This window comes from Isoptericola sp. MSGPD8_1_ISO-PGPR-S23-394 (assembly GCF_058072785.1).
The window spans coordinates 2,722,161-2,735,752 of record NZ_CM176517.1; the positions used below are offsets into that span (position 1 = coordinate 2,722,161).

The window sequence follows — 13,592 nt, forward strand, 5'->3', positions numbered from 1 at the left end:
CCTCCTCGCAGTACGCACCTCGCCTGCGGCCAGGTCCTTGCCCGGCGGCCGACGACGGCGCCTCCTCGCGCCGTGGCCGTCACGCTAGGCGGCGCAGGGTTGCAGCAGCGTTGCAGCCGCAGCCCGGCGCATGACCGTGCGCCCGGTGGACGCTCAGCGCAGGGCGGCGTCGAGCACGGCGTGGTGCGCGCGGGCGCGGTGCCACAGCGGGCTGCCGTGCTCGGCGACCCGCACGAGGAGGGACCAGGCCGCCAGGTCGTCGGCGCCGTCGCCGGTGCGCGTCCAGGCGTCCAGGGCGGCCGGCTCGGCGCCGCCCAGGACGGCGGAGCGGACCTCGGCGGCGAGCTCGACCCGGGCACGCTCGACGCCGGGGGCGAGGGAGCGCGGCAGGAGCGGGCCGGAGTACGCGGCGAGCGCCGCCGTCGTGCGTCCGGCGGCGAGGTGGGCGCGCACGTCGTCGACGTCGCTGCGGACGCCCGGAGCAAGCCGGTAGGGGCGCGAGCCGGTGACCGCCGCCCCGGCGACGCGGCGCAGGCGGGAGATCTCGGCACGGACCGCGACGTCGGACAGGGCGCCGGGGTGCAGCAGCACGGCCAGCTCCTCGGCGGTGAGCCCACGGGGGTGCTCGCCGAGCAGCGCGAGGATCTCGGCGTGCCGCGGCGAGAGTCGCCGCTCACCGTCTGCCGCGTGGAGGGAGGGCGTGCCGAGCAGCCGCAGGACGGGCCGGGCCGGTCCCCCGGTGGGAGCCGGCGCGGAGATCCGTCCACGGAGCTCGCGCTCGAGGCTGGCCACGGTGGCCCGCACCAACGACAGGGCCACGTGCGAGGCGGCGGCCCGGCCACCGGTCACATCCAGCACGCCGACGAGCCGGCCGTCGGCGGCCCGAATCGGGGCGGCGGCACAGTTGAGGGACTGCACCGGCCGGGAGAAGTGCTCGGCGCCCAGTACCTGCACGGCGCGCCGGATGGCCAGCGCGGTGCCCGGGGCGTTGGTGCCGACGTTCTCCTCGCGCCAGACGGCCCCGGCGACGAACCCGACCCGCTCCGCCGTCGCGCGGGTGCGGGTGTCGCCCTCGACCCACAGCAGCCGGCCGATGTCGTCCGAGACCGCCACGACCAGCCCGTCGTCGCGGGCGGCGTCGACCACGAGGTCGCGCACGAGCGGCATGAGGGGCGCCAGCGGATGGGCCGCTCGGTACTCGTCGAGAGCATGGTCGTCGATCCCCGCCTCGGCGTGCGGCACGTCCGGGTCGACGCCGGAGCGCAGGCTGCGCCGCCAGGAGGCGGCGACGAGAGGGTCGAGGCGAGGTGAGAGCGTCCCGGTGCCGAGGAAGGTGTCGTAGGCGGTGCGCACCGACCGGCGGTCGCGCACGACATCACCGCGCGCCGGTGGGGCGGTGCGATCCTGCGCGGCAGGGCGGTCCAGCATGGCGCCTCCGACGTCGTCGTGCGGTGGTCCGGCCAGTGTAGGCCGCGTGCCGGGAGGTGCGTCGTGAGCGCCGGGAGGCTTCCGGACGGCGTCTCAGATCGTGGTCCCACATCATGGACGCCGGGTGTCGTCGCTGGTCGATGCCTGCCTAGGGTGTGGGCAGGCACCCACCTGGGACGACACCCGCTCCCCGTTCACCCGCTGGAGGACACCATGCCCGCACCCCTGGACCCGACCCCGCGCCTGCAGGAGTACGCCCACCCCGAGCGCCTCGTCACCACCGGCTGGCTCGCGGACCACCTGGACGACCCGGGCCTCGTCGTCGTGGAGTCCGACGAGGACGTGCTCCTCTACGAGACCGGGCACATCCCCGGCGCCGTGAAGATCGACTGGCACACCGACCTGCTCCTGCCGGTCGAGCGCGACTACCTCGACGGCCCCGGCTTCGCCGAGCTGCTCGGCTCCAAGGGCATCGGACGCGACACGACGATCGTGCTGTACGGGGACAAGAACAACTGGTGGGCGGCCTACACCGCGTGGGTCTTCACGCTGTTCGGCCACGAGGACGTCCGCCTGCTCGACGGCGGCCGCAACCTGTGGGTCGCCGAGGGCCGTGAGCTGACCACGGACGTCCCGAGCCCGGCCCCGGCCGACTACCCCGCCGTCGACCGCGACGACTCCACCTTCCGCGCCTTCAAGGAGGACGTGCTCGCGCACCTCGGCACGGGTCCGCTCGTGGACATCCGCTCCCCCCAGGAGTTCACCGGCGAGCGGCTGCACATCCCGGACTACCCCGAGGAGGGCGTGCTGCGCGGCGGCCACATCCCCACCGCGCACAACGTCCCGTGGGCCACCGCCGTGGCCGAGGACGGCACCTACAAGCCGCGTGCCGAGCTCGAGCAGATCTACCTCGCCGACCCGTCCGCCGGGGGTCTGGGCATCCAGGCCGACGACCGGGTCGTCACCTACTGCCGCATCGGCGAGCGCTCCAGCCACACCTGGTTCGCGCTGCACTACCTGCTGGGCATCGAGGACGTGCGCAACTACGACGGCTCCTGGACCGAGTGGGGCAACGCCGTGCGCGTGCCCATCGTCGCGGGCGACCAGCCGGGCGAGGCGCCGAAGGCCGCCTGAGCGAGCGAGCCGCCTGAGAGACTGGTGCCATGACCGACGACGCCACGACCGCCGAGCTGCCCGCCTCGCTGGCCGAGATCCGTGACGACTTCCTGGCGCTGACCGAGCCCGACCGGCTCCAGCTGCTGCTCGAGTTCTCGCGCGAGCTGCCCGACCTGCCGGAGCGCTACGCCCTGGCGCCGGGACTGCTGGAGAAGGTCGAGGAGTGCCAGTCGCCCGTCCGGGCGTTCGCCGAGGTCGACGACGGCGTGGTGCACTTCTACGCCTCGGCCCCGCCCGAGGCTCCCACCACCCGGGGCTTCGCGTCGATCCTCGCCCAGGGGCTGTCGGGCCTGACCTCGCAGCAGGTGCTCGACGTCCCGGAGGAGTTCCCCCTGCAGCTCGGCCTGACACGGGCGGTCAGCGCCCTGCGGCTCAACGGCATGGCCGGGATGCTGACCCGCGCCAAGCGCCAGGTCGTCGACCAGCTCGCGGCGGCCTGACCCGGACCGACCACCGGCTCCGCCGCGGCGAGTCGCCGGCAGCCGCGGAGAGCCGTGGGGAGTCACCGAGAGGCTCACGCGCCCGTACGCTGGGCGCGTGAGCCTCTCGAGCGTCCTGCTCCTCCTCGCCGGGTTCGTGCTGCTCGTCGGCGGCGGGGAGGCCCTGGTCCGCGGCGCGGCGTCCCTGGCGCGGACCATGGGCATGTCCGCCCTGGTCGTCGGACTGACCGTGGTCTCTTTCGCCACGTCGAGCCCGGAGCTGGCCGTCAGCGCGGGGGCCGCCCTGTCCGGGTCGCCCGGCCTGGCCGTCGGCAACGTCGTCGGCAGCAACATCGCCAACGTCCTGCTGGTGCTGGGCCTGTCCGCCCTCGTGGTCCCGTTGGCCGTCACCTCCCGCGTGGTGCGCACGGACATCCCCGTGATGATCGCCCTGTCGGTCCTCACGCTCCTGCTCGCGCTCGACAGGACCATCAGCACCGTCGACGGCGTCGTGCTGCTCGCCCTGCTGGCCGCCTATGTCGTCGTCACGGTGCTGCGCTCACGACGCGCGCACACCGACCGACCAGCGCCGGCCGCGTCGACCGACGCCGCCACCGGTGGCCCGGGCGCACCGAGCCGCCTGCGGTCGACACGCGCACGATCCGTCCTGGTCGACGTGGTCCTGGTGGCAGTCGGCGTGGCCCTGCTGGTCGGCGGTGCCCAGCTCCTGGTCCGCAGCGCCACCCAGATCGCCTCCACGTTCGGCGTGAGCGACCTGGTGATCGGCCTGACGGTCGTCGCGGTCGGCACCTCCCTGCCCGAGCTCGCCACGAGCGTCATCGCCGTCCGGCGGGGCGAGGGCGACCTCGCCGTGGGCAACATCGTCGGCAGCAACATCTTCAACATCGGCGCGGTGCTGGGGCTGACGGCGGTGATCGCCCCCGACGGGATCGGCGTGGACCCGGCCGCCGTGCACTTCGACCTGCCGCTCATGGTCGCCGTCGCGCTGGCCCTGCTGCCCGTGGCGTTCACCGGGCAGGTGATCAAGCGCTGGGAGGGTGCGCTGCTCGTCGCGCTCTACCTCGCCTACGTCGCCTTCGTCCTGCTGGCCGCCACCGAGCACGCCGCGCTGCAGCCCTTCAGCACCACGATGCTCTGGTTCGTGCTGCCGGTCACCGCGGTGTGGCTGGTCGCCCTGGCGGCCTACGAGCTCGGGCTGCGCCGCGGGCGACGACAGGTGTGACAGAGTTGACCCCATGACGGTGCTCGTGGCCTACAACGTCTCCCCGCACGGCGAGGCGGCAGTCCGCACGGCGCTGGTGGAGGCCGAGCGCCGCGACCTGCCCCTGCACGTGCTCGTCCTCGACCCTCAGCCCGCCGACGCCCCGGCACCACGCGAGCTGACGGACCTGCTGGGCACGGCCGGCACCGCTCCGGTCGTGACCTCCCGCGACGAGCACACCGAACCGGCCGACGCCATCCTCGACGCGGCCGAGGCCACCGGCGCGACGCTCGTCGTCGTCGGCTCGCGCAAGCGGTCCAGCCAGGGGACGTTCCTCATGGGCACCACCACGCAGCGCGTCCTGCTCGACTCCCCCGTGCCCGTCCTCGTCGTCAAGGACGCCTACGGCGTCTGACCGGCTTCAGCGCAGCCGGCGCAGGAACTCGCGCGTCCGGTCCCGCTGCGGGTCGTCGAGCACCTGCGCGGGCGCTCCCCGCTCGTGCACGCGTCCGTCGTGCAGGAACACCACCTCGTCGGCCACCTCCCGCGCGAAGCCCATCTCGTGGGTGGCGACCACCATCGTGGTGCCCTCGTCGCGCAGCGCGACGAGCAGGTCCAGCACCTCGCCCACCAGCTCCGGGTCCAGGGCCGAGGTGACCTCGTCCAGGAGCAGCAGCTCCGGACCGCTGACCAGCGCCCGGGCGATCGCCGCCCGCTGCTGCTCTCCCCCGGACAGCTCGTCCGGGAAGGCCTGCGCCTTGTGGGCCAGGCCCACCTTGGCCAGCATCGCCCGGCCCGCCTCCGACGCCGCGGCGCGGCCACGGCCGTGGACCAGCCGCAGGGCGAGCGTGACGTTGTCGAGGACGCGCAGGTGCGGGAACAGGTTGTACTGCTGGAACACCATCGCCATGCGGGCCCGGGCGGCGTCGGCGTCCACCCACGGGTCCGCCACGTCGACCCCGTCGAGCAGGACCTGCCCGTCGTCGACCTCCTCGAGCAGGTCGATCACCCGCAGCAGCGTCGACTTGCCCGACCCGGAGGAGCCGACGAGCACCACGCACTCGTGCTCGGTGACGTCCAGGTCGACACCGTCGAGCACCACCTTCTGCGGTGCTCGACGACCGGCACCCGGGTAGGTCTTGCGCACGCCGCGCAACGACAGCAGCGGGCCGGCGCTCATCGGATCACCCCGCCACCGCTCACGCCGCGCAGCCGGCCGCGCCAGCCCTGCCGTGCGGACCAGGCGTCCACCAGACGCGTCAGCGGGATGGACAGCAGCAGGAACAGCACGCCCGCGACCACGTAGGGCGTGAAGTTGTAGTCGCCGGTCGTGGCGATCTGCGCCGCACGGATCGCGTCCACGGCTCCCAGGATCGAGATCAGTCCGGAGTCCTTCTGCAGGGAGACGAGCATGCTCGCCGTCGGGGCCGCGACGTTGCGGACCGCCTGCGGCAGGACGACCCGGCGCACCGTCTGACCGCGGGACAGCCCGAGCGACCGGGCCGCCGCGACCTGCGAGGGGTGGACGGACTCGATCCCGGCGCGGAAGATCTCCGCCAGGTACGCCGTGTAGGTCAGCACGATCGCCAGCCCGCCGAGGAACGCCGCGCTCACCGGCAACCACTCCAGACGCAGCGCCGGCAGGCCGAAGCCGGCGAGCAGCAGGACCAGCAGCACTGGCACGCCGCGGAACACGTCCACGTAGACCACCGTCAGCACGCGCAGCGGGAAGAGCGCCGGGAGCCGGGAGGTGCGCACCACCGCGAGCAGCAGGCCGACGACGAGCCCGACCACCGAGGCCACGACCCAGACCCGCAGGTTGAGCCACAGGCCCTCGGCCACCTCGGGCAGGACCTCGACGGCCCGCTCCGGGGAGAAGAACGCCTCGCGTGCGCGCTCCCAGCCCGGTGCGGTCGCCACCACGTACCCGACCGCGACGACGACGACGGCGGTCGCCACGGTCGCGACGGCGAGCGCCCTGCGCCGCTGGGTCCGGCGAAAGGCGTCCCGCTCGCGTGCGTGCGCCGAGGGCTGCCAGTCCGTCACGAGGTCAGGAGAGCTGCTCGATGTCGTCGGAGGCGAGCCAGGTGGTGCGCAGCTCCTCGAGCGTGCCGTCGGCCTCCAGCTCCTCGACGGCCGCCGAGACGCAGGTGGTGAGCGCCGAGTCCTTGTCGAGGACGAGACCGAGCTGCTCGGGCTCACCGGGGTCCGGCAGCGTGCCGATGACCGTGGTGTCCGGGAAGTACACCGTGGAGGCGGCGACCCCCTGGTCGACGTCCATCACCATCGCGTCGACCGTGCCCGAGGTGAGGGCCGTCATCCCGTCACCCGCACCGTTGAACGGCACCACCTCGACGTCCTCGCCCCAGGCCTGCTCGGCGGCGTCCAGGGAGGTCTGCGACGCGGTCACGCCCACCTTGGACCCGGTCAGGTCCGCGAGGCCCGTCGCGTCCGCGAAATCGCCGTCGTCGGCGACGATCACGCCCTGGCGGCTGGTCAGGTACGGGCTCGAGAAGTCCACCGCCTCCGCGCGCTCGTCGGTGATCGTCGTCTGGTAGGCGGCGACGTCGAACGGCTTGATCGCCGGGGAGACGATCTGCTCGAAGGTGACCGACGTCCACTCGACGTCCTCGGGCTCGTAGCCCAGGCGGTCCGCCACCTCGTACACGAGGGCGGACTCGAAGCCCTCGCCGCTCGACGGGTCGCCGACGTACCAGGGTTCGAACGGCTCGGAGGCGCCGACGGTGAGGGTGCCCTCGGTCAAGGTCGGCAGCTCGGCGGCGTCGCAGTCGGCGGTTCCGGCGGACGCCTCGGTACCAGCCGACGTCGCGGGTTCCGCGGGTGAGCCGTCGGAGCCGCACGCGACCAGGCCGAGGGCGACGACGGGGGCGAACGCTAGGGCGAGCACAGGACGGGGTCGCACAGGAGATCCTCCAGGTCACGGAGCGGCACGGGGTCGCACTACCTGATGCATCACAACACGTCACGGTACCGCTGACATCCCTCGCGGCCGTGCGCCTCGTCACAGTGCCGGACGATGTCGATCGGGGCGGTCCTCGTCCGTCATCAAGATGTCAGTGCACCCCGCAGGAAGGACGATAGTCACCATGACCACCTACACCGTGCTGCTTCCCGGCAGCGACGACTCCTGGGAGAACGCCACCGCCGAGCAGCAGGCCGCCGTCGTCGGCCTCCACGAGACGTTCGCGCGGCTCATGGCCGAACGCGGCCACCGGATCACCGGCGGCGAAGAGCTCATGCCCGCGCACACCGCGAAGACGGTCCGCAAGGACGCCGCCGGAATCATCTCCGTGACCGACGGCCCGTACGCCGAGGCCGCCGAGCACGTCTCCGGCTTCTACACCGTCGAGTCCGACGACCTCGACGACCTGCTGCAGGTCTGCGGCGTCCTCGCCGGCACCACCATCCCGGGCACGCAGGACGTCGTCGAGGTCCGCCAGGTCGTCGACCACTCGGGTGACGCGGGGGCGTGACGTCCACCGACGACGTCGCCGAGCGTCTGGCGAGCGCGCTGCGCGACGAGTGGGGCCGGCTGCTGGCCCTGCTCGTCGCGCAGCTGCGCAGCCTCGACATCGCCGAGGAGGCGCTCGCCGACGCCTTCGAGGCGGCCGCCCGCACGTGGCCGGCAAGCGGCGTGCCGTCCAACCCGCCGGCGTGGCTGCTCACCGCGGCCCGCAGGCGGGCGATCGACCGGCTGCGGTCCGAGCAGGCTCTGGCCCGGTCCATGCCGCGCCTCGCCGTCGAGGCCGAGCTGACAGCACGAGCCCAGCGGGTCATGGCCGACGCCGGCGAGGAGGTGGTCGACGAACGTCTCCGGCTCGTGCTGCTCTGCGCACACCCCCGGCTCTCCCGCGAGGCGGCCGCCGCCCTGACCCTCCGGCTCGTGCTGGGCGTCCCCACCCAGGACGTCGCCCGGCTCTTCCTGCAGTCGACGTCCACCATGGCCGCACGACTGACCCGTGCGCGCAAGCAGATCGCCGGCGAGCGGTTCGAGGTCCCCCGGGGCGAGGCGCTGACCGCGCGCACCGCCGTCGTCGCCGACATCGCCTACCTGGCCTTCACCGCCGGGTACGCGCCCGGCTCCGGCGACGCCGTCGTCCGGGTCGATCTGGCGGGCGAGGCGATCCGCCTGGTCCGCGTGCTGCGTGACGTCCTGCCGCCCACGGCGGAGCGACGCGAGCTCGACGCGCTGCTGGCCCTCATGCTGCTGCAGCACTCCCGCCGCGACGCTCGCAGCGCAGACGGCCTGCCGGTGCTCCTCGCCGAGCAGGAGCGCAGCCGCTGGCATGCCGACGAGATCACCGAGGCGCTGGGTCTGCTGCAACCGCTCGCCACGGCCCCCGCCACGCCCTACCTGCTGCAGGCCCTGATCGCCGCCGAGCACGCCATCGCCCCGCACTCGTCGGCGACGGCCTGGGACCGGATCCTCGCCCGCTACGACGAGCTCGTCGAGCTGACAGGCAACCCCGTCGTGCGGCTCAACCGGGCCGTCGCGGTCAGCGAGGTGCACGGTGCGGAGGCCGGGCTGGACGCACTGGCCGGCGTCGTGCTGCGCGGCCACCGGCTTCCCGCCGTCCGTGCCGAGCTGCTGGTCCGAGCGGGACGCAACGACGAGGCGCGCGACGCCTACGACGCCGCCTGTGCCCTCTGCGAGAACGGGGCCGAGCGTGCACACCTCGAGCAGCGAAGGGACGCGCTCGCCTGAGCCTGCGGTACGACTCAGGTGTGCACGTGGCCCTCGTGGCCCGTCGCCGCCGCGATGTCCGACTCCGCCTGGCCGAGCAGCGCGTCCGCCAGCCGCCGCAACGCACGGCCCGCCGCCACCTCGTCGCCGATGACGGGCACCTCGGCGTCGTGCGGGTCCTTGCGGGCATGGCCCACCGCCCGCAGAGCCCCGACGTCGGCGTGCTCAGGAGGGCCCGCCACCAGCACGGCCTCCGCCGTCGTGCTGCCGGCGGCCTCGACGAGCATCACCTGCACCTGCCACGTCACCGCGCGTGCCGGGCGGGCGTCGGCCTCTCCCGTGCCGGCCTCGTCGGCCGGCTGCACGAGGGAGTCCGGGCCGGGGAAGACCAGCGTGTCCTCGCCGGTGTCCGACCAGCGCACCCGGAACGGCGGGGACCCGTCGCCGTGCGGGCACTCCACGACGACGCCGTCGCGCACCGCCCCACCGACCACTCCGGCGGCCGTCACGATCCTGTCGCCCACCGACGCCCTCATGATGTTCCCTCCGTCGCCTCGCAGCACTGGTGCTCCTCCATGGTGCGCCTGCACGCAGGAACTCGCGTGCCGGCACGCTCCGGCCGCGCGACGGCGAGGGCGCCCGGCAAGGGACAGGTCAGTGCGAGCGCAGCGCCTCGATCAGCTCGTCCTTGGTCATCTTCGAGCGGCCCTCGATCCCGATCTCCGCGGCACGCTCGTGCAGGTCGTCGACCGTCCAGTCCTCGTAGGACCCGGAGCTGCCGCCGCGGGAACCCACCTCGCTGCGCCCCTGGTTCGCCGACGCGTTCGCGATGCGCGCCGCCTTCTCCTTGCTGTTGCCCTCGTCCCGGAGCTTCTCGTAGAGCTCGTCGTCCTTGACGCTGGGGCCCGGGTCTCGCTGCGGCATCGGATGACTCCCTTCGCATCGGTGGTGCGCCGTCCGACGACGGCACCTCGTCATCATGGTCACCCCGGGCCTGCGGCGGTCGCATCCCGAGCCCGGCGACGCCCAGAGCTTCGATCTCCGGGGCCAGCGCCGCGGAGAACGCGGCCGCCGGCCGCGCTCCGTGCCGCCACTCTCGCGCGCAGCGGCGGATGCCGGGAGGCCGGGCCGCACTCTGGGAGCAGCACACCCCCGGTAGACGTCGAGAGGCCCCCGGGAATCCCGAGGGCCTCTCGACGAGAACCGCCTGCGCGGTTCTCCGTGGTAGCGGGGGCAGGATTTGAACCTGCGACCTCTGGGTTATGAGCCCAGCGAGCTACCGAACTGCTCCACCCCGCGGCGACCTGGTGAACACTACGACATGCGCCGCTCTCGACGCCAACCGGCAGAGGAGACGCCGGACACAGCGAAAGGCCCCCGGGAATCCCGAGGGCCTTTCGACGAGAACCGCCTGCGCGATTCTCCGTGGTAGCGGGGGCAGGATTTGAACCTGCGACCTCTGGGTTATGAGCCCAGCGAGCTACCGAACTGCTCCACCCCGCGGCGATGTCTGCAACATTACGTCATGGATTCGGTCGAAGTCCAACCGATCCGGGCGGATGGGACGCACGTCACAACGGCGTCCCATCCGCCCGGAGGGGTCGTCAGCCCTCGAGCTCCCCCTCGGCGGCGAGCGCCTGCTCCAGCGCCGTCTGGAGCCGCTCCTGCGCCTCGCCGTAGGCCGTCCAGTCGCCGCTCTGCAGCGCCTCCTGGCTGTCCGTGAGCGCCTGGTTGGCATCGGCCAACGCGGCGTTGAGGCGAGCCTGCGCGTCGCCGGTGGGAGCCGCAGGTTCCTCCGTCGGCTCGGCCGGCTCGGTGGTCTCGGCCGGGTCCGGCTCGGCCGTGGGCTCCGCCGCGGGGTCCACCACCTCGTCGGTCGGGACGTCCGTGGGAACCTCCGTCTCCGCCTCGTCGGCGTCCCCGGCCTGAGCGCCGGAGTCACCGCCGAACACCTGGTCCAACGCGTCGTCCAGCGTCTCCGCGTACCCTGTCTGGTCGCCGAAGGCCACCAGCACACGACGCAGCAGCGGGAACTGGGTCCCCTCCGCCGACTGGATGTAGACCGGCTGCACGTACAGCAACCCGCCGCCGACCGGCAGCGTCAGCTGGTTGCCACGCACCACCACGGAGTCCCCGCGGCCCAGGATGTTGAGCTGTTCGGAGATGGTCGGGTTGGAGTTGAAGTTGTTCTGCACCTGCCCCGGACCGGGCACCGTGGAGTCACGTGGCAGCTCCAGCAGGCGCAACGTGCCGTAGCCCTCGGCGACCTGACCGCCCTCCGTCCCGGCATCCGCGTCAGCGGCGAGATAGCCCGTCAGGATCTCCCGGTCGGTGTTGCCGCCCGGGATGAACGTGCTCGTCAGCGAGAAGGACGAGTCCTCCTGCTCCGGCATCTGCAGCGTCAGGTAGTACGGCGGCTGCTTGGACGCCGCCGCCTCGGACGTCGCGACCGGGTCCTCCGGGGTCACCCACTCGTCCGAACCCGAGAACAGCCCCACCGCGTCCGTGACGTGGTAGCGCTCGAGCAGCGTGCGCTGCACCTTGAACAGGTCCTCCGGGTAGCGCACGTGCGACATCAGGTCGCCCGAGATCTCCTCGATCGGCTCGAGCGAGTCGGGGAAGACCTGGCTCCAGGCCTGCAGCAGCGGGTCCTCGGTGTCCCACGCGTAGAGCGTCACCGTGCCGTCGTACGCGTCGACGGTCGCCTTCACCGAGTTGCGGATGTAGTTGACCTCGGGCGGCAGGTCGACCGGGACCCCCTGGGCGGCGAGCGTCAGGGAGTCGGTGGTCGCCTCCTGCATCGGCGTGGCCGTCGAGTACGGGTAGGCGTCGGTGGTCGTGTACGCGTCGACGACCCACTTGACGCGACCGTCCACGACGGCGGGGTACACCTTGTTGTCGAGCGTGAGCCACGGCGCGACCTTGGCCACGCGGTCCTGCGGGTCACGGTCGTAGAGGATCTGTGACTCCTCGGTCACACGCTCCGAGAAGAAGATCTGCTCGTCGCCGAACTTCAGGGCGTAGAGCAGCTTCTCCACGAACGTGCCGATCTCCGGGCCCGCGGACCGCTCGTCCGTCGGGAACTCCGTGAGCACCTGCTGGCCACCCTCGTCGTCGGCCTGGTAGTCGAGCTCCCAGGGCTCCTGGCCATCCGGAGCGCCCACGATGGAGTACTCCGGCGCCTCCGGGCTGAAGTAGATCCGGGGCTCGTACCCGCCGGAGAACATGTCGGTCAGCGCGCCCTGGGTGGGGATGCCGCCCTCGAAGAACGCCGGCTGGCCGTCCGGCCCCGGCTGGTTGCCGTAGGCCGCCACCACGCCGAAGCCGTGCGTGTAGATGGTGTGGTCCGTGGTCCAGTTGCGGGAGGCCAGGCCGTCGAGGTTCAGCTCCCGCACCGCGATCACCGTGTCGCGCGACTCCCCGTCGATCTCGTAGCGGTCCACCGACAGGTTGTCGGTGAAGTTGTAGAACTGCTTGTTCTGCTGGAGCTGGCGGAACGACGGGCTGACCACCTGCGGGTCGAGCAGCCGCACCGAGGCGGTCGTCTCAGCGTCGTCACGCAGCTGGCCCTCGGTGGCCTCGGTCGTCGCCTCGTACGGCTGCGACTGGACGTCGGCGATCTCGAACGCGTCGCGCGTCGCGTCGATGTTGCGCTGGATGTACGGGGCCTCGAGCGACTGCGCGTTCGGGTCCACCTGGAAGCGCTGGACGATCGACGGGTAGATGCCACCGATCGCGATCGCGGAGACGACCATGAGACCCACGCCGATGGCCGGGAGCCGCCACGTGTCGCGGAACGCGGCCACCACGAACAGCGCGGCCACCAGCACCGCCACGCCCATGAGGATCTCCTTGGAGGGGATCACGGCGTGCACGTCCGTGTAGGAGGCACCGTCGTAGCGCTCGTTCGAGTTCGTCAGGATGCTGTAGCGGTCGAGCCAGTAGTTGGCCGCGATCAGCAGCATCAGCACCGCGCCGAGGACGGCGAGGTGGACGCGGGCCGCCGTCGTCGTGCGCGACATCCCGGCCGGCAGCGCACCGATCCGCAGGCCGCCGTAGAGGTAGTGGGTCACCACGGCCGCGATGGCGGAGATGACCACGACCGCCATGAGGAAGCTGACCGCGAAGCGGATGACCGGCAGCGTGAAGACGTAGAAGCCGATGTCGATGCCGAACTCCGGATCTGCCTCGCCGAACGACTGCCCGTTGAGGGCCAGCATCACGGTGCGCCACTGCGACGAGGCCGCCACGCCGGCGAAGAAGCCGATGAGCACGGGACCGGCGTAGGTGACGATCTTGCGCAGCGGTTCGACGGCCTCGCGGTACTGGTCGAGCGTCGCCTGCTCCGGCGTCGACGGCGCGTAGACCGGTCGCGACCGGTAGCCGACGGCGAACGAGCTGTACACCGCCGCGCCCATGACGAGGAACGCGACCACGAACAGCACGGCGCGGGCGATCCACTGCGTCCAGATGACGTTGGCGTAGCCGACCTGCGTGAACCACAGGACCTCGGTCCAGAAGGTCGCCAGGAAGATGAGGGCGGCGACCAGGGCCGCCAGGACGACGACCGTGATCAGCAGCGGGCTCCGACGCCTCGCTGGTGGCGGTCCGTCCGGTCGACGGGGTGGGGCGAAGGACACGG

The 13,592-nt window shown here is 72.6% G+C and carries 13 protein-coding genes and 2 tRNA genes; 6 read left to right on the forward strand and 9 right to left on the reverse strand.

All coding sequences use genetic code 11. The features are described 5' to 3' along the window. Positions 1-153: 153 nt before the first annotated feature. On the reverse strand, positions 154-1,428 hold the full coding sequence (locus AC3RJ8_RS12545) for a GAF domain-containing protein (protein ID WP_489712938.1): 1,275 nt from the start codon (positions 1,426-1,428) through the stop codon (positions 154-156). Between the two features lie 213 nt (positions 1,429-1,641). Here AC3RJ8_RS12545 and AC3RJ8_RS12550 point away from each other — a divergent pair, with 213 nt between their 5' ends. The 4 genes from AC3RJ8_RS12550 (at position 1,642) to AC3RJ8_RS12565 (ending at position 4,660) form a co-directional block, all read left to right on the forward strand. Beyond that, positions 1,642-2,562 (forward strand): sulfurtransferase, encoded by a 921-nt coding sequence (locus tag AC3RJ8_RS12550; RefSeq protein ID WP_489712939.1) that lies wholly within the window; start codon positions 1,642-1,644, stop codon positions 2,560-2,562. Positions 2,563-2,591: 29 nt separating this feature from the next. Continuing rightward, positions 2,592-3,044: a SufE family protein gene (locus AC3RJ8_RS12555; RefSeq protein WP_489712940.1), complete on the forward strand. Its 453-nt coding sequence runs from the start codon at positions 2,592-2,594 to the stop codon at positions 3,042-3,044. Positions 3,045-3,141: 97 nt separating this feature from the next. Beyond that, on the forward strand, positions 3,142-4,266 hold the full coding sequence (locus AC3RJ8_RS12560) for a calcium/sodium antiporter (RefSeq protein WP_489712941.1): 1,125 nt from the start codon (positions 3,142-3,144) through the stop codon (positions 4,264-4,266). A 13-nt stretch (positions 4,267-4,279) separates the two neighbouring features. Further along, positions 4,280-4,660 (forward strand): universal stress protein, encoded by a 381-nt coding sequence (locus tag AC3RJ8_RS12565; RefSeq protein WP_489712942.1) that lies wholly within the window; start codon positions 4,280-4,282, stop codon positions 4,658-4,660. Positions 4,661-4,666: 6 nt separating this feature from the next. Here the strand turns inward: AC3RJ8_RS12565 and AC3RJ8_RS12570 are convergent, their stop codons facing one another. The 3 genes from AC3RJ8_RS12570 to AC3RJ8_RS12580 are packed head-to-tail and all read right to left on the reverse strand — an operon-like array spanning position 4,667 to position 7,168. Next, positions 4,667-5,425, reverse strand: coding sequence for an amino acid ABC transporter ATP-binding protein (locus AC3RJ8_RS12570; protein ID WP_489712943.1), 759 nt, complete (start codon positions 5,423-5,425; stop codon positions 4,667-4,669). Further along, on the reverse strand, positions 5,422-6,291 hold the full coding sequence (locus tag AC3RJ8_RS12575) for an ABC transporter permease subunit (protein WP_489712944.1): 870 nt from the start codon (positions 6,289-6,291) through the stop codon (positions 5,422-5,424). The genes AC3RJ8_RS12570 and AC3RJ8_RS12575 overlap by 4 nt, the downstream gene beginning before the upstream one ends. Positions 6,292-6,295: 4 nt before the next feature. Then, positions 6,296-7,168, reverse strand: a complete 873-nt coding sequence (locus AC3RJ8_RS12580) for an ABC transporter substrate-binding protein (RefSeq protein WP_489712945.1) — start codon at positions 7,166-7,168, stop codon at positions 6,296-6,298. A 184-nt stretch (positions 7,169-7,352) separates the two neighbouring features. Here AC3RJ8_RS12580 and AC3RJ8_RS12585 point away from each other — a divergent pair, with 184 nt between their 5' ends. Beyond that, positions 7,353-7,739: a YciI family protein gene (locus AC3RJ8_RS12585; protein WP_489712946.1), complete on the forward strand. Its 387-nt coding sequence runs from the start codon at positions 7,353-7,355 to the stop codon at positions 7,737-7,739. Beyond that, positions 7,736-8,971, forward strand: a complete 1,236-nt coding sequence (locus tag AC3RJ8_RS12590; RefSeq protein ID WP_489712947.1) for an RNA polymerase sigma factor — start codon at positions 7,736-7,738, stop codon at positions 8,969-8,971. Before AC3RJ8_RS12585 ends, AC3RJ8_RS12590 begins: the two co-directional genes overlap by 4 nt. A 14-nt stretch (positions 8,972-8,985) precedes the next feature. Here the strand turns inward: AC3RJ8_RS12590 and AC3RJ8_RS12595 are convergent, their stop codons facing one another. The 5 genes from AC3RJ8_RS12595 to AC3RJ8_RS12615 form a co-directional block, all read right to left on the reverse strand. Beyond that, positions 8,986-9,486 carry a dsRBD fold-containing protein gene (locus AC3RJ8_RS12595; RefSeq protein WP_489712948.1) on the reverse strand — a complete coding sequence of 167 codons (501 nt, stop codon included), beginning with the start codon at positions 9,484-9,486 and terminating at the stop codon, positions 8,986-8,988. Between the two features lie 118 nt (positions 9,487-9,604). Then, positions 9,605-9,874, reverse strand: a complete 270-nt coding sequence (locus AC3RJ8_RS12600) for a DUF7218 family protein (protein ID WP_489712949.1) — start codon at positions 9,872-9,874, stop codon at positions 9,605-9,607. A gap of 298 nt (positions 9,875-10,172) precedes the next feature. Next, positions 10,173-10,249, reverse strand: a tRNA-Met gene (locus tag AC3RJ8_RS12605). 127 nt (positions 10,250-10,376) lie between these two features. Further along, positions 10,377-10,453 (reverse strand) — tRNA-Met (locus AC3RJ8_RS12610). Between the two features lie 101 nt (positions 10,454-10,554). Beyond that, the gene (locus tag AC3RJ8_RS12615) at positions 10,555-13,590 is read right to left on the reverse strand and encodes a UPF0182 family membrane protein (RefSeq protein ID WP_489712950.1); all 3,036 of its coding nucleotides are present in this window, start codon (positions 13,588-13,590) and stop codon (positions 10,555-10,557) included. Between the last annotated feature and the right edge of the window lie 2 nt (positions 13,591-13,592).

Coding starts and splice junctions, on each gene's coding strand:
- AC3RJ8_RS12545 (WP_489712938.1), bottom strand. CDS start 1,428: ATGCTGGACCGCCCTGCCGCGCAGGATCGCACCGCCCCACCGGCGCGC.
- AC3RJ8_RS12550 (WP_489712939.1), top strand. CDS start 1,642: ATGCCCGCACCCCTGGACCCGACCCCGCGCCTGCAGGAGTACGCCCAC.
- AC3RJ8_RS12555 (WP_489712940.1), top strand. CDS start 2,592: ATGACCGACGACGCCACGACCGCCGAGCTGCCCGCCTCGCTGGCCGAG.
- AC3RJ8_RS12565 (WP_489712942.1), top strand. CDS start 4,280: ATGACGGTGCTCGTGGCCTACAACGTCTCCCCGCACGGCGAGGCGGCA.
- AC3RJ8_RS12570 (WP_489712943.1), bottom strand. CDS start 5,425: ATGAGCGCCGGCCCGCTGCTGTCGTTGCGCGGCGTGCGCAAGACCTAC.
- AC3RJ8_RS12585 (WP_489712946.1), top strand. CDS start 7,353: ATGACCACCTACACCGTGCTGCTTCCCGGCAGCGACGACTCCTGGGAG.
- AC3RJ8_RS12595 (WP_489712948.1), bottom strand. CDS start 9,486: ATGAGGGCGTCGGTGGGCGACAGGATCGTGACGGCCGCCGGAGTGGTC.
- AC3RJ8_RS12600 (WP_489712949.1), bottom strand. CDS start 9,874: ATGCCGCAGCGAGACCCGGGCCCCAGCGTCAAGGACGACGAGCTCTAC.